Genomic DNA, 15,610 nt, shown 5'->3' with positions numbered 1-15,610 from the left:
CCCGATGACGTTCCTTCTGCGCGTGTCCGCGGGCATCGACGGGTTCCTGTCGGTGGTCGCCCGGATCGGTGCGTGGTGCGGCGTGGCCCTTGTGCTCGTCGTCTGCTTCGACGTGGCGACCCGCTATCTGGGCCTGCCCAAGCCGTTCGGCCTGAACTCCACCCAGGTGCAGGAATCGGAATACTGGCTGCACACCTTTCTGTTCGCGCTGGTGATCGGCTGGGCCTATACCCGGCAGGCCCATGTCCGCATCGACCTGGTACGGGAGCGTTTCGGCCGCCGCACCCGCTATGCCATCGAGATTTTCGGCATCGTCGTGTTCCTGCTGACCTATGTCGCGATCGGCACCTGGTACACCGGCGAATATGCCCATGCCTCGTTCCTGGAGGACGAGGCCTCGAAGTCGACCATCGGCCTCACCGACATCTGGATCCTGAAGATGGCCCTGCCGGCTTTGTTCCTGCTGCTGGGGCTGGCCGGGATTTCGCAGCTGATCAAGTCCGTCGCCGGGCTCACGGGCCATCTGCCCGAAGCCAAGGCGGCGGAGACCCTGGGCTGAGGGGGCATCCGCGATGGAACTCACGGAGCTCCTGCCGATCCTGATGTTCGCCGCCCTGGCGGTGCTGTTGTTTTCCGGCTTTCCGGTCGCCTTCGTCCTGGGCGGCATCGGGCTGGCCTTCGCCTTCATCGCGATGGCGCTGGACGACTGGCTGTTCGACTGGCCGCAGTTCGGCGCGATACCCGGGCGGATCTTCGGCGGCATTGCCGAGAACCTGATCCTCACCGCGATCCCGATGTTCATCTTCATGGGGACGATGCTGGAACGCTCCGGCATCGCGCGCGACCTGCTGAACTGCCTGCAGGTGCTGCTGCGGCGGGTGCCGGGCGGGTTGGCCATGGCGGTGACCCTGATGGGAACCATCCTGGCGGCGACCACCGGGATCATCGGCGCTTCCGTCGTGATGATGTCGCTGCTGGCGCTGCCGGTGATGCAGGCGCGCGGCTACAACCCGGCCTTGTCGACCGGCACGATCGCCGCCTCCGGCACCCTGGGCATCCTGATCCCGCCGTCGATCATGCTGGTGATCATGGCGGACCTGCTGAGCCGGTCGGTCGGCAACCTGTTCGTCGCCGCGATCGTCCCCGGCTTCATGCTGTCGGGCATGTACCTGGTCTATATCCTGATCCTGTGCAGCTTCCGGCCAAAGCTGGCGCCGAAGCTGCCGGCGCGGATGGGGCCGCAGGACTGGGCCGCCTACGGCATCATGCTGCTGCGCTCCTTCGTTCCGCCGGTCTTCCTGATCGCCTGCGTCCTGGGCTCGATCCTGGCCGGGCTCGCCACGCCGACGGAGGCTGCCGGCGTCGGCGCGCTGGGCGCCGTGATCCTCGCCCTCATCAACCTGGTGCTGCTGCCCGGCCTGGGCGTGAAGGAGATGCATTTCGAGGGCGAGGCGAAGATCGACCTCGGCATTGCCGAGGAGGTGCGGGGCTTCGGCCCCGCCTTCGCCAATTTCTGGCGCACCCTGAAGGACGTGGTGGTCCGCGCGGCGCTGACCAACGCGATGCTGTTCGGCATCTTCGTCGGCGCGACCCTGTTCTCCTACGTCTTCCGCGCGCTGGGCGGCGACGCCCTGGTGGAGGGCTTCATCGAGCATCTGGGCCTGGGCCCCTGGGGCCTGCTGGTCCTGCTGATGGGGATCGTCTTCTTCCTGGGCTTCTTCTTCGACTGGATCGAGATCACCCTGATCGTCCTGCCGGTCTTTGCCCCCATCGTGGAGGCAATGGATTTCGGCGACCATGTCGCCAAGATCGAGGTGACCTACTGGTTCGCCATCCTGCTGGCGGTTAACCTGCAGACCTCGTTCCTGACCCCGCCCTTCGGCTTCGCCCTGTTCTACCTGAAGGCGGTCGCCCCGGCTGACATCAAGATCCAGCAGATCTACAAGGGCATCATCCCCTTCGTGATCCTGCAGCTGACCGGCCTGGGCCTGGTCATCGCCTTCCCCGACCTGGCGCTGTGGCTGCCCAGGGTGCTGCTGAACTGAAGACGATCAGGTCAGCGCGGGCGATTTGGCAAGATACCGGTCGCCGACCGCCTCCGGCATTGTGGCCCAGAAGGTAAGGCAAAGGACCCCTTGCCGGTCGGCCCAGGGCGACAGCCGAGGCTGCGACAGGGCGACGATTCTGCCGCCACGGCTGAGAACGCCGCTGGCGGCTGTGCGCGGCACAGGCTACTGGGCCCCTCGCTACTGGCGCTATACGGAGGTCTCAGCGCAGCATAGTCTGCCGACGCTGGAACAGACGGGATCCAAGAAGCGCGCGTCGCGTCAGTCCGAACCAGGCAGGAACGGCTCTCCGTGCTTTCGATGTCACGACGACTTCTCCTGACCATGCTGCCGCTTTTCTTGGCTCTGGCTCTGGCGCCCAACCCTGCCGGCGCCCGGCCGGCGGACTTCCCCGACTGGCTGCAACCCCATGTCGGAACCGGCGAGGGTCAGATCGCGCCGATCGTGCTGGCTCGGGCGCGGGCCCTGTACCAGGAGAAGCAGCGGCAGGGCATTGCCCGGAACCCATGCTATCTGGCCATGGATGCGACGCGACCGAGCACTGTGCGCGACGGCCAACCCGGGCGCCGCTTCTACGTCATCTGCGAGGCGGCCAGGACGTTCCGGGCGGTATCCGCGGGCTATGGCAGCGGCCGGAAGCTGCCGGGCGCGGACTTTTCCAACGAACGCCAATGCGCCCGGCATTTCAGCAATGCCGAAGGCTCCAACCTGACGATGGGCGGCGCCTATATGACGGCGGAAACGCGAACATCCTTCAAAGGCTATTACGACGATTCCGGGCAGACGCGCGCGTTTCATCGCACGTTCCTGCTGTTCGACGGGGAGGGCGAAACGCGCAACGCGCGCGAGCGTGCCATCGGCGGCCATCCGGCGATGTTCGTGCGCTGGCAGTGCCGTCTCCGCTCTCCGGACTCGCCTCATGCCGATCCGGACGGGTATGTGCCGTTCGGAAAACTCGTGAACTACACCGGCGGCCGCAGCAACGGCTGCACGACCTGGTCCGGCAGCGTGTCGCAGGACATCATCTCGCTGGTCGAGGGCAACCCGACCTCGCTCTACATCTACCCGGAGTCCAGGGACATCGATGCCGTCGCCGGTGCCGTCCGCTCGGGGATCCCGCCGTCCGGCGCCGAGCTGTCAGGGGCCGAGCTGTCCGAGGCCGGGCGCTACTGGAACAGCGCCTGCCTTGCGGCAATCGGCGCGCCCAAATTCTGGCCGAAGCGCATCCTGCAGCCTGTCATCGATCGATGGCGCCAGTCACTCCCGGAACGACGACCCCTGGCCCTGCCGATCTGTCAGTAAACGGATAATGTATCTTGTGGAAAAGGCATAGCCCATATTTCTGCAAGTTCAATATCACAGGGGTGATCTCTCAGTACGTGCTCTGAGCGATCACCCATATCGCCGCGCATCAATCGCTTTCCTGAGTTCATCGAGCGCCAAGGTCAGCCGCGAATACACTCGGCAGTCGCTGTCGCAGCCTATTTAGAAACCAAGTCAGCAATGTTCTCGACCTCAACAGGTCGGGATATCCAATAGCCCTGAGCCTCATCGACGCCAGCTTCTACCAGATGGGTAAGAATGTCGGCGTCCTCGACCCCTTCCGCAACTACAGACAGTTCAAGCGCGTGGGCCATCGCCGTCACCGCCCCCACGATCGCCGACGAGTCCCTGGAGGTGGTACAGTCCCGGACGAAACTCCGGTCGATCTTCAGTTCCGAAAACGGCATCTGGCGCAGCAATGCCAACGACGAATAGCCGATCCCGAAATCGTCCACCGACAGCTTGAACCCTTTCAGTCGGAGCCGCACCAGGCCGGCCTTAGCCCGTGAAGGGTCGGACATCGCAGCGGTCTCCGTAAGCTCGAGGGTGATACGGTCCGGCTTGACGCCCTCATCTCTACAGGTTGCCGCAAGACGATCGGCGAGGTGCCCGTCCTGCAAGTCGATCGACGATATGTTGACGGAGACGCCGAGCGCAGGATCCAAGGCGTCAAGGCTGCGGACGGTCCTGGCAGCCTGGCCGAACACCCGTTGCGTGACCTCCGAGATCAGTCCTGAACGCTCTGCCAGGGGGATGAAGATGTCCGGCGGAACCTGGCCATGCGCCGCATGGCGCCAGCGTGCCAGTGCTTCGAAACCGACGATCCGCCGATCGCTTAGGCGGAGTTTTGGCTGAAAGTGCAGGTGGATCTCTTCCCTGGCAACCGCCATTGCCAGCGCATCGCTGTCGATTTCAGCTTTCTCGGGATACGCATGCGTCGAGAGCAGGTCGCGAAGCTCGGCCGCCCTGACCGGTTTGACGCAGGTTGCGATCACGTCCAGCCCGTTGTCCTGCGCGACCTGGCCTGCGACCTCCAGGACCCGCGCATCGACACCACTCATCAGGATCAACCGGGCCCTGCTGCCCAGATCGGCCAGATAGGCCAGGACCTCGACCCCGTCCGCATCCGGCATCTGCAGGTCGAGCACCACATGTGTGGGATCGTCGCGCGCCAGGGCGTTCTTGAAATCCGTGAAGCTGGCAACTGCCTCGGCCGCATAGCCGATGCGCCCCGCGACGTTCGCTACGAGCGACCCGATCGCCGGTTCGTCATCCAGGACAATCAGACGATTGGCCGGCATGCGCTCCTCCATCCAGAACCGCCCGCAGGGCTTGTGCGAGTTTGCGCCTGGTCACCGGCTTCAGGAGAAACCGGTCGACCGGCAGGCCAGGCTTGTCGCCAGAGATCGACAGGTCGGGCAGACCGGAAACCAGGACGATGGCCATGTCGGGATGCATGGCTCTGCATCTGCCGGCCAGCATCGCGCCCGACATGCCCTTGCCCAGGGCATGATCCGTTACCAGGGCGTCGAAACTCTCCGTCGCAAGCAGGGCCAGGGCGGCATTGGCATCGGCCGCCTGGCGACACTCATAGCCGAGTTGTTCCAGCTGTCTCGCCAGAACCCGGCGCACCTCCACCATGTCCTCGACCAGCAGTACGCGCTCGCCACTCCGGCTGCCGACGGTCTCCGCCTGCTCCTCGTCGCCGCCGGCTTCCGTCTCACTGCCAAGGTCGCGTGGCAGGAAAAGCCGAAATGTCGTGCCGACGCCAACCTCGCTATAGACGCTGACGTCGCCGCCCGACTGACGCACGAAACCGAACACGGTGCTCAACCCCAGGCCCGTTCCCTTGCCGGCGGCCTTGGTGGTGAAATAGGGCTCGAAGATCAGCGACAACTGCTCCGCCGGTATGCCGCAGCCGGTATCGCTTACCGCGACCGACACATAATCGCCTGTGGGCAGCCCCGGCCGCAGCGGGTCGACGCCATCCTGGTGCTGCGCATTGCCGGTGGTGATAGTGAGCGTGCCGCCGTCGGGCATGGCATCGCGCGCATTGACCACGAGGTTGGCGATCGCCGCCTCGAGCTGGCCCGGGTCGACATGGCAGGGCCAGAGGTCTTTGGCCAGATCGAGCGCGATCTGCACGTCCGCCCCGACCGTACGGTCCAGCAGTCGGGCCATCTCCGACACCAGGGTGTTCACCTCGACCCGGCGCGGCTCCAGCGGCTGGCGCCGGGACATCATAAGAAGCTGCCTGGTCAGTTCGCTGCCGCGTTCCGCGGCGCCCAGCGCGACCTGCAGAGGGTCCAAAGCCTCCGGCACGGTTGTGACCATCTCCTCCAGAAGTTCGAGATTGCCCAGCATGATCATGAGCAGGTTGTTGAAATCATGCGCAATACCGCCTGTCAGACGACCAATCGCCTCCAACTTCTGCAAATGTGTAATTTGCTCTTCGGATTTCTTTTTTTCGGAAATATCTTCTACGACGCTTATATAATACTCTGTATTCCCCTCCGCATCTCTCTTTATACTTGTTGTCACATGACTCCACATCTCGCTGCCGTCCTTCCGGATCATGCGGCGTTCCTGCCGCAGCACGTCCAGTTCCCCGGAGGCGAGTCGCCTGATGCCGCTCAGGATATTCTGCAACTCGTCGCGGTGATAAACGGCGGAGAATCCAAGGGTGTGAAGCTCATCTTCGCCATAGTCGAGCATTTCCCGCAACCGTCGATTGCAACGAATCCATCGACCCGTCAGGTCGGTATGGACGATGCCGACGGCCGCCTGCTCGAACGTCGCGCGGAATTCGGCCTCGCTTTCGCGCAGCCGGCCGAGCATCGCTGCGCGGGTTCGCGCAGAGCTCAGGATCGTACCGATGGCGCCGAGGAAGCCGGCTTCGGCGGCGCCGATCCGGCCGGGCTGGTGGCTTGTCACGACGAGAATGCCGACGACCTGCGCGTCCTCGTGGATCGCGATAGCCGCGCCGCTCCCCGTGCCTTCAACGGCGAGGCTCTCCGGCATCGGCACGACGGTTTCGCGGCGCCAGTCCTCTACCAGCACCGTTTCGCCCCGCGCGCGCACATGCTCGCAATAGGCCAGGTCGCCGGGCTTGGCCATGACCGCGCCGAGCCGCGAGGCGTCGCTCCCAGTCGCGGCTTCAATGTGCCAGGTACCGCCATCGTTGCGGAGCACGACGCAGGCCCCGTCCGCACCGAGTGTACGTTCCAGGATTCCGGCGGCCCGCAGATAGAGCGGGGCCGGATCGGCAAGGCGCAGGGCCTCCTGGCCGAAGGCCGCAACTTCCGCCTGTTCCAGGCGCCGCCGCTCCAGCTCCGCCTCGGCGAGCTTCCGTTGCCGTATTTCCTCTGAAAGGGCGGCGGTGCGCTTCGCCACCTTCCGTTCCAGGTCGCGGTGGAGATAGGCCCTTTCCAACGCAATTCCGGCCTGCTGCCCGATCGCCGTCAGCAGCCGCAAGAGCCCGTCATCGGGGGTGTCGTCCTGCGGCCAGTCCAATGCCAGAAGCCCTAGCAGCGAATGATCCGCCTGGATCGGCACCGCAATATGGGACTCGTGGGGACGCCCTTCATCCGGCCGGCAGTTTAGCGCCACCACCGCGTGATCGGGCGGTTCGTCTGACAGCCAGATCCGGCCGTCGCAGATCTCGCCCTGCTCTATGCGTTCCGCCAATGCGGCATCCGCGCCGCGGATCTCGGCAACCTCGAGGCGCGGGCGCTCCTCGTCGGGCATGCGGATATAGCACCAGCCGATCGGACTGGATGCCAGGGACATCGCCCGTTCCAGCGCCGCCCCGAGAACCTCGCGGTCGCTCGTGCACCGGTTCAGCGCCTCGGTCACATGCGTGATGGCATTCAGGGAATTGACGGTGGCCTCGAGGACAGCCTGCCGGTCCCGCAGCTCGCCGTTGAGGTGCACTGCTTCGCCATAGGTGGAAATCAGCAGGTCGAGGATCTGCTGCCTGTCGGCGGTGATGAAATGCCGTTCGCCCTGCAGTTCGATTTCCACGCCGACCTGCAGATGGCCGCGTTCGCGAAGAAGCCGGTTGGTGAAGATGTAGGTGATCCGCGCCAGCAGATAGCGCTCGTCGTACGGCTTCGTGATGAAGTTGTCCGCGCCGCAGTTCAGGCCCTTGAATACGTCTTCGGGCCGCGACAGTTCCGTCACCAGGATGATCGGGATGGACGTGGTCGCGGGATCCCGCTTCAAGGCGCGGCACAGTTCGTAACCGTCCAGTCCGGGCATCACCACATCGCTGATGACCAGCTGCGGGCTGCGCTCCCGCGCAAGCTCGACGGCCTGCCGGCCGTCGTTTGCGGCAAGGACCTGGAACCCCGCCTCTTCCAGCAGCATGACCAGATGCTGCTGCTGGGTCGGACTGTCCTCGGCAACAAGGATCAGCCGACAGCCGGGCGATGTATCAATTACGCTTTGGCCCACGCCCGATAATCTCCTTCAGTTGAAGTCGTTCCCGAAGCGCTTCGAGAAGCTGCTCCGGTGCCAGCACGGCACCGGCCGCGCCGACAGCGATCGCCGCGGAGGGCATGCCGCCGACGACGCACGAGTCCGGATCCTGCGCCATCGTCGTTGCGCCCCGGGCGGACATCGCAGAAAGGCCCTCGGCGCCGTCGCGCCCCATGCCGGTCAGCACGATGCCGAGGGCGGCGCTGCCATAGGCTGTCGCCATGCTCTCGAACAGCTCGTCCGCCGAAGGCCGGAAGCCGCCGCGGGGCGGGCCGCCGGACAGGCGCAGGACATTCCCACCGTCGATCCGCAGGTGGCTGTCGTCGGGGGCGACGTAGACATGATCCGGTGCTGCGGCCACACCATCCTTCGCGACCTGGACAGGCATCGCACAGAGGCCGTCGAGCCAGCCGGCAAAGCCTTCGACAAAACCCGGGCTGATATGCTGCACGATCAAAACAGGACAGCCGATCCGCGCCGGCAATCCGCGCAGCAGCGACCCGACGATCCGCGGGGCGCCGGTAGAGCCGGCGATGGCGACCGCGCGGACCTTGCCCTGGCTGCGCACGACCGCCGGTCTTTCGGCCAGGGGCCGCGCCGCGCGGCTCCAGCGGCGGACCACGTGGACTTCGCTCAGAGCGACAGCAACCGACAGCAGGGCCGCCACGCTGTCCTCATGCCGGGGATGCCCGAAGCCGAACGGCTTCTCGACCACCGTGAGGGCGCCCGCATCCAGTGCCTGCATGGAGGTGGAGACGTCGGCCGGCTCATAGCTGGCGGTCACGATGATGATGCGGGTCGGGCAGGTTTCCATGATCTGCCTGGTCGCGGCGAAGCCGTTCATGACCGGCATGTTGGCGTCCATCAGGACCAGGTCGGGTCGGTGAAGCTGTACCAGGGGTACCGCTTCGCTGCCGTTCACGCCCGTTCCCGCGACCTCGAACTTCGGCTCGTCCTCGAGGATGGCGATGAGGAACTCGCGCGCCACCGGCGAATCCTCGACGATGACCACGCGGATCGGCTTGTCCCCGACTTCGCTCATACCAGGCGTCCCACGATGTCCAGCAGCCTTGTCTGGTCGAAATCGGACTTCGTGACATAGGCGTTCGCGCCGGCCTGCATCCCGGCTTCGCGGTCGGCGCGACCCTCCAGCGCGGTGACCAGGATGACGGGCAGGTCGGCGAGTTGCGGCTCGGCCCGGATCCGCCGGGTCAGTTCGAATCCGTCGAGCCGCGGCATGTCGATATCGGAAATCACGAAATCGATCTTGCGGGAGCGGAGCACTTCAAGGGCCTCCACACCGTCTGCCGCCAGATGCACATCGTAGCCGGCCGCTTCCAGCAAGTGCTGCTCCATGACCCTGGTGGTCGCGGAATCGTCGACGACGAGCGCGGCCAGCCGACGCGGGGCCACAGGGCCGGGCAAGCCGGAGCGGGAAAGATCCCCCGCTAGCCAGGACCGAACCAGGTCGCTTGGGCGCAGGACCGGTAGCAGGTCGCCTGCACCGCGCATGCCGGCGCCGGAGATATGCCGCAGCCGCCGCAATGGCGGGCGCAGCGGCTTGAACAGCACCTCCGTTTCGCCTTCCACCGCGTCGACCAGCAGCCCCAGGCGCCGGTCCGCGGCCGTAATCGCGACGATCTGCCGGACGGGATGGTCGCTGTCCTTGCCGTCCCCCTGCAGTCCAAGGACTTCCGCCAGCGGCACCACCGGCAGCGATCCCTCGCCCCATTGCACGCTCAAACCGTCGCCGGTCTGACGCAGGCCCTCGACGCCGGTCCTGAACGCACCGGCCACGCCTTCCGCCGGCAATCCGAAGCTCCTGCCCTGCACCTGGACCTGCAAAACACGGAAGATCGCGATCGAGGCAGGCACGGCGATGGTCAGGCGCGTGCCGCGACCGAACTCGGATTCCAGATGGACGTCACCCTTCAAATCCTCAACCCGGTCCCGCAGGATCGCCAGCCCGAGGCCGTGCCCCGAAATCTGCGACACGACAGGGCTGGTGGAGAGGCCGGACCGGAACACGAGCTGCAGGGCCTGGTCCGGGTCGAGCAGTTCCAGACGCTCGGCGGAGGCCAGCCGCGCGCGCGCGGCAGCCTTGCGGACGGCCTCGGGATCGATCCCGGCCCCGTCGTCCTCGACCCGGGCTTCGATTCGCCCGTCATCCGTCCGCCGGAACGCGATCGTCACCTTCGCCGGCAGTCCCTTGCCCGCTTCCAGGCGTCGCTCATCGGTCTCGATCCCATGATCCACCGCGTTGCGCACGGCATGCAGGAGCGGGTCCTTCAGTGCCTCGAGGATGCGCCGGTCCATCTCGATATCGAGGCCGGCGGCGCGGACCGAGACGGTCTTGCCCAGCGATCGGGCAAGTTCCTCGGCGGCACGCGGGATCTGCTCGATGACGGTCCATGCCGGCACGACCCGGATACGGTGTCCCTGCTCGGCCACCTGCGCATAGGCCTGGGCGAGGGCCCGGGACTGCGAGATGGCGTCCCGGCGCATCTTTCCTGCCTGTCGCTCCAATTCGGCAAGCTGCTCGTCCAGCCGGGCGCCGATCTCCGTGGAGCCGAGCGCCGCATGCGCGACCAGCCGCCGGCAGGCCGACAGGGCCTGGGCATGGGTGCGGATCTGGGCGACCCGCTCCGCCCCGCCGGCCACAAGGGGCAAGAACTCTTCCGTCGCATGCAGCAGGCCATCCAGTTCGTCGGCAAGCACGCGGACTATGCGTTGATCGCCCTGTGGATCGGCCGCCCCCCGCTCGCTTCGGCTCTTCTCTTCCGGTGCCTCCCGCTCGGCAGGTGCCGGTACTGGCTTCCCGTTCGCTGCGGGCCCGGCCGCCTCCTGCGGCTTCGGCTCAGCATTGCCCGGCCCGGCTTCGAGGGCCTGGGCCAAGAGGTCCGAGACCCGGGCCGCGGCATCCTCCAGGGCGGTCAGCAGATCCGCATCCAGCCCGTCGCCGGTCCCGCGCAAGGCGGAAAGCCGGCCCTCGACCTGCTGGCAGAGTTGCTCGATGTCCGCCAGGCCGACGGAGCGCGAGGCCCCCTTCAGCGTATGGACGGTCCGGAACAGATGCTCCGCCGCTTCCGGCCCGTGCTCCGGTCCGGCAAGAAGCCTGCGCCAGGTCTGCAGATGCTCGCCGGCCTCGAGCCTGAAAGTTGCCAGGAGCCTCTCGCGAAGCCTTTTCTTCCGGTCGTCCATCTGCTCAGCCGCCTGGACGTGTCCGGGCGAAGGCAACCAGGTCGGTCATCCGCCGCGACAGAGTGTCGAGGTCCTGGGCCGAGGCCTCAACCTGCCTGGTGCCGCTGACCGTCTGGCTCGACGATTCCTCGATGTTGTGCATGGCCTGGCTGATCTGGTCCATGCCGGCCTGCTGTTCCTGGCTGGTGGCCAGGATCTGCTGCGCCGCCAGGGCGGCCTCGTCCACGCTGCCGGCCAGCTGGGCGATCGCCTCGCCGGACCTGTGCGTGACATCGACGCCCTCGTCCGCTGCACGGACCCCCTGTTCGGCTGCCAGCATCGCTGTCTGCGATGCACGCTGGATTTCGCTGAGGATGCGCCGCACCTGCGCTGTCGCATCCTTCGACTGATCGGCCAGCGTCTTGATCTCGTTCGCCACGACGGTGAAGCCCCGGCCGGCCTCCCCGGCCTTTGCGGCCTCGATACTGGCATTCACCGCGAGCAGATTCGACTGCTCTGCAAGGTCGTTGACGGTCGCGTTGATCTCTGCAATGGCCTCGGCCTGCTCGATGAAGCCAAGGATCTTCTGAGCCAGGGCCTCCATGCGGTCCTTCGACTCCTGGGTTCCTTTCATGCTGGCCTCGACGGCCTGGCGGCCGGAGCGCGCGACCTCGGTTGCCCGCTTCGCCGCTTCCGCAACCGCGCGCGCCTTTTCCATTGCCAGCGAGCCCGTCTGCTTGACCTCGGCGACAGTGGTGACCGTCTGACGGACCGCCGTCGCCTCCTCGGAGGCCGCCGCCACCTGCTGGCTTGTCGCGGCCAGGATCTCGGCAGTGGCGGAGGACAGGTTCGACGCGGCCTCGCCGATCTCGGCAACCATCCGCCCGAGCGCCTCGGTCATCTCGTTCAGCGCCTCGCCCAGCGTATCCAGTTCCGCCACGCCTGCGGCATTCACCCGGACATGGAGGTCGCCGCCGGCGACACGCCGGGCTAGCTGGGCGAACTCCGCGACGGTGTCCGATAGGCGCTGTCGTTGCGCAAATTCCGAGTCCAGTCGCTCCTGCAGGGACTCGGACATCCGGTTGACCGCGCCGGCAAGGTCCGCGATCTCGCGCGGACCCTCCGGATCGGCCTTGCGCTTCAGGTCGCCGGAAGCGACGGCCAGGGCGACTTCCCGCAGCTTCTGGATCGGGCGCGCGAGCATCAATGTGGCGATCACGGCCAGCACCAAGCCCCCGATCGCGCCCAGTGCACCCCATAGCCCGACGATGGTGAAGGGCTTGTCGATTGCGTCGTCGAGCTGGCTCCGCGACAGCCCGACCCATATCTTCCACCCTGTCAGATCGACAGTCGCGAATCCGGCCAGCCGCTCCTCGCCCGTGATCGATATGTAGGCGTCAATGGCGCCGGTCATGCGGCCCTGCATGGCCTTCCAGATCTCGCTGGACGAGAAATTGTACTGGTCGGCCACCAGTTGTTCATCCGGATAGACCAGGGCTTGGCCGGTGGCGGTGGCCGCCTGGATGTTCCCGGTCTCCTCGAGCGTCACCTGCCCGGCGAAACGCCGCAACGCGGTCAGTGTGATTCCGGCGGACACTACCCCCCGGATGAGCCCGGCCGGCGACAGGATGGGGGCTGCCGCGACGATGATGGGCTCTCCCGTGACCCGGGACAGGATCACCTTTCCGTCGAGCACCGGCCTGCGCTCCGCGACTGCCGACTTGAACCAGTCACGATCGCTGAAATCGGGCAGGGTGCCGGCGTTGACGCGGTCTTCGCCGTCTACCAGGACGATGGTCTGCCCTTGCGGATCGGTGACCACCATGCCGCTGTCCAGGGCCGGATAGTCCGCGCGCTGCCGGCGAAGCACCGTGGCGACCGCGGCGACATCGTTGAGGTCGAAGTCGCTCAGATGGCGCGCTGCTGTGGAGACCACACGCGTCTGATCCTCGACGAAGCCGTTGTACTGTTCGGCAAGCTGTTCGGCGTCGGACTGGTAGCGCAGCAACGCCCTCTCGACCAGGAGGTCCCGAACCGAGAGCGCCGACCCGACGCCGATGATGAGCGCCGGGGCGAGGGTGACGACCACGGCCCCGCCGATCAGCAGGGCCTTCAGGCTTGGCTTGTTCATCCCGCACCACCTCCTTGCTTGCCGGCCGCCGGCCGCACGGTCTCCTGGTCGACCTGGAAAGCGGCGTCTGCCTTGAGCATTTCCAGGTCCAGGACCGAGACGAGATCCTCACTGATGCACTGCACGAAAGCCGCCCGATGGGCGGCCTCCGCATCGCCCCGATGGAGCTGCCGGACCCCTTCGACCACGTCGGCTGCCAGCGCGAAATGGAAACCCGGCACCTGTGCGACGACGCCGAAACGGGGCGCGTGCGGCGTGTGGCCCAGTCCCAGGAACCAGCCGACATCCACCACCGCCACCATTTCGCCGCGATGCAGCATCACGCCGGACAGGAAGGCGGGGGCGCCTGGCAGCTCCAACAGGGTCTTCAGTCGCATCGCCTCCGAGCATTGGCCGCCCGGAATGCCGTAGCGGACGCCGCCACGGGCATAGACCAGATGCGCCCCCAATCCGGGGCGTGCCGCGCCGTCCTCGATCGGCGCCGCGAGACTGGCGGCACGCCGTCGCAGGATCGGACTGTCATCGGGCCGTTCGACGAGCTGGCTGCCCAGCCGGTCGACCCGGGAATGGGCCGCCTCCCAGTCGAAACCGGCGCGGTCGGAGCCGTTAGCCATCGCTCAATGCCCTTGCCAGTCGCTGCTGCAGGGCCAGCCGAAGCCGACCGACAGGGACCTCCAGGCCGGCGCGCAGGAGGCAATCGTCCCGCAGCTCGGTCAAACCGAGCAGGGCCAGCCGGTCGTGACGGCGTGCCTGCGCGCCGCGACCCAGCCGGTGCAACAGGCTGCCCAGCCGGAAATGCACTTCCGGCGCCTCCGGTTGTGCCGAAAGGGCCTGCCGCAGCAGTTCCACGGCGGTGCAATGATCGCCCGCCAGTTCCCGATCCGACGCCGCCTCGAGAAGCGCGTCGACCGGCGGGGCGGCGGTCTGGACCCGCTTCGCGGCCAACGCTGCGACCAACGGGATCGCGGCAGCCCCCCGCGGCGTTCCAGGGTCATCGGAGATGTCTGTCGGAGCGCCATGCTGGCGGTAGCGTTGTCCGGCCCGGTCCGGTCCGGTCGGCGCCTGGAACGCCAGCAGGGCATCGAAGCTGTGCCGCGCCAGCGCCGGGAACAGGGCTGGTGTGGCTTCCGCCGGGCTGGTGACCAGCCAGCCCCCGGGGGCGACGGCTGCGGCCAGGCCGGTCGCGACCCGTGTGCGCGCCCGAAGGTGCAGGTACATCAGCACGTTGCGGCAGACCACGAGGTCGAACTGCCCGGGCGCAGCCGGCCAGGTCCCGGCATCGATGTCAACCAGGTTGTGCCGAACGAATGCCACCCTGTCGCGAACCGGCCCCCGTAGCTCCCACGATCGTCCGTCGGCGTCCGGGACCAGATGCCGTCTGCGCACCTCCGGGGGCATTTCCCGCAGGCTCCATTCGCGATAACGCGCGGCCCGCGCCTGGGCGACCGCGGCGGCACAGATGTCCGAGCCGAAAAAGTCGAACCGCCAGCCGCCCGGCACCGGCAGCGACTCCGCCAGGTCGCCGATCAGGATAGCGAGGGTATAGGCCTCTTCCCCGGAGGCGCAGCCTGCGCTCCAGACGGCGATGCTGCCGTTGTCGAGACGCGCCTTCTCGCGCATGGCCGGCAGCAGGACCCGGTCGCGCAGCGCGCGCAGCCAGTCGCGATGGCGGAAGAACGAGGTCTCCCGCACGGTCAGCTGCGCGATCGCGGCCTGCCAGCATTCCTCCCCCAGCGGTGCGCTGCGCAACCGCTCGGCCGGGTCCCCGACGACGGCGTCCGCGGCGGCGGCGAAGGCCGAAGCGAGGCGAAGCGTGCCGACAGCTTCGAGATCGAGGCCAAGCCGGTCCGCGACAAGAAGCCGAAACCAATTCGGGACGCCAATGGCTTTCATGACCGCGCCTCCAGAGCGGCCGAAAGCCGGAGCTCGTCCGCCGCGGTGAGGCAGGCGGCCAGATCGTAGATCAGCACCCTGCCGGTCCCTGTCCAGGCCATTCCGTCGAACTGCGGCAGCCCGCCGGGCATCTCATCGGACGCTGCAAGCGCGTCCTCTGCTACATAAAGGACCGGCTCGACATCCTCGACGGACAGCGCCACGGGGCGGGCGCCGGCGCGCACCAGGACAAGCCTGTCGGAGGCCGACCGGTCGCGTCCATGCAGACCCAACGACTGGCAAAGGTCGACAACCGGGACGATCCGCCCATGGACGCTTGCCGTACCGACGACATGGCGCGGCGCGCCTGGCAGGGGATCCAGCTCGACCATCGGAAGTACCCGCTCGACGAGGTCGAGCGGCAGCGCCAGCTTCAGATCGCCGATCCTGAGCGGGAGTATGGGGCGCGCAGCTGCCATGAGACCTTTTCCAGGTGCTTGCGACAGGCCGAGAACGCCGCCGTCGGAGCGGGTGTCTGTTCCGCGAACTGGTTAAGCAA

Annotated in this window: 11 protein-coding genes; 3 read left to right on the top strand and 8 right to left on the bottom strand. The window is 66.9% G+C overall.

Annotated features, from left to right (window positions below; genetic code table 11):
- The first annotated feature begins 4 nt into the window (after nt 1-4).
- From ACFOGJ_RS12850 to ACFOGJ_RS12840, 3 genes are all read left to right on the top strand, one after another.
- Nucleotides 5-559 carry a TRAP transporter small permease subunit gene (locus tag ACFOGJ_RS12850; protein ID WP_379900948.1) on the top strand — a complete coding sequence of 185 codons (555 nt, stop codon included), beginning with the start codon at nt 5-7 and terminating at the stop codon, nt 557-559.
- Between the two features lie 13 nt (nt 560-572).
- Nucleotides 573-2,045: a TRAP transporter large permease gene (locus ACFOGJ_RS12845; protein ID WP_379900946.1), complete on the top strand. Its 1,473-nt coding sequence runs from the start codon at nt 573-575 to the stop codon at nt 2,043-2,045.
- Between the two features lie 345 nt (nt 2,046-2,390).
- Nucleotides 2,391-3,368 (top strand): hypothetical protein, encoded by a 978-nt coding sequence (locus tag ACFOGJ_RS12840; RefSeq protein ID WP_379900944.1) that lies wholly within the window; start codon nt 2,391-2,393, stop codon nt 3,366-3,368.
- 179 nt (nt 3,369-3,547) lie between these two features.
- Here the strand turns inward: ACFOGJ_RS12840 and ACFOGJ_RS12835 are convergent, their stop codons facing one another.
- From ACFOGJ_RS12835 to ACFOGJ_RS12800, 8 genes are all read right to left on the bottom strand, one after another.
- On the bottom strand, nt 3,548-4,702 hold the full coding sequence (locus ACFOGJ_RS12835) for an EAL domain-containing response regulator (protein ID WP_379900942.1): 1,155 nt from the start codon (nt 4,700-4,702) through the stop codon (nt 3,548-3,550).
- A complete protein-coding gene (locus ACFOGJ_RS12830; protein WP_379900940.1) occupies nt 4,659-7,844 on the bottom strand; it encodes a response regulator in 3,186 nt (1,061 codons plus the stop codon). The genes ACFOGJ_RS12835 and ACFOGJ_RS12830 overlap by 44 nt, the downstream gene beginning before the upstream one ends.
- Complete coding sequence (cheB, locus tag ACFOGJ_RS12825; protein WP_379900938.1) at nt 7,825-8,910, bottom strand: chemotaxis-specific protein-glutamate methyltransferase CheB; 1,086 nt, start codon at nt 8,908-8,910, stop codon at nt 7,825-7,827. Before cheB ends, ACFOGJ_RS12830 begins: the two co-directional genes overlap by 20 nt.
- Nucleotides 8,907-11,069 carry a hybrid sensor histidine kinase/response regulator gene (locus tag ACFOGJ_RS12820; protein ID WP_379900936.1) on the bottom strand — a complete coding sequence of 721 codons (2,163 nt, stop codon included), beginning with the start codon at nt 11,067-11,069 and terminating at the stop codon, nt 8,907-8,909. Before ACFOGJ_RS12820 ends, cheB begins: the two co-directional genes overlap by 4 nt.
- 4 nt (nt 11,070-11,073) lie before the next feature.
- Nucleotides 11,074-13,179, bottom strand: a complete 2,106-nt coding sequence (locus ACFOGJ_RS12815) for a methyl-accepting chemotaxis protein (protein ID WP_379900934.1) — start codon at nt 13,177-13,179, stop codon at nt 11,074-11,076.
- Entirely contained in the window at nt 13,176-13,793 is a 618-nt protein-coding gene (locus tag ACFOGJ_RS12810) for a chemotaxis protein CheW (protein WP_379900932.1), read from the bottom strand. The genes ACFOGJ_RS12815 and ACFOGJ_RS12810 overlap by 4 nt, the downstream gene beginning before the upstream one ends.
- Nucleotides 13,786-14,928 carry a CheR family methyltransferase gene (locus tag ACFOGJ_RS12805; RefSeq protein ID WP_379900930.1) on the bottom strand — a complete coding sequence of 381 codons (1,143 nt, stop codon included), beginning with the start codon at nt 14,926-14,928 and terminating at the stop codon, nt 13,786-13,788. Before ACFOGJ_RS12805 ends, ACFOGJ_RS12810 begins: the two co-directional genes overlap by 8 nt.
- A gap of 140 nt (nt 14,929-15,068) precedes the next feature.
- A complete protein-coding gene (locus tag ACFOGJ_RS12800; protein WP_379900928.1) occupies nt 15,069-15,530 on the bottom strand; it encodes a chemotaxis protein CheW in 462 nt (153 codons plus the stop codon).
- Nucleotides 15,531-15,610 lie beyond the last annotated feature (80 nt).

The sequence above is a fragment of the Marinibaculum pumilum genome, from assembly GCF_042646425.1.
Classification (GTDB): domain Bacteria; phylum Pseudomonadota; class Alphaproteobacteria; order Ferrovibrionales; family Ferrovibrionaceae; genus Marinibaculum; species Marinibaculum pumilum.
Note: the sequence above shows the minus strand (reverse complement) of the source record. Positions and strands in the feature narration are given on the sequence as shown.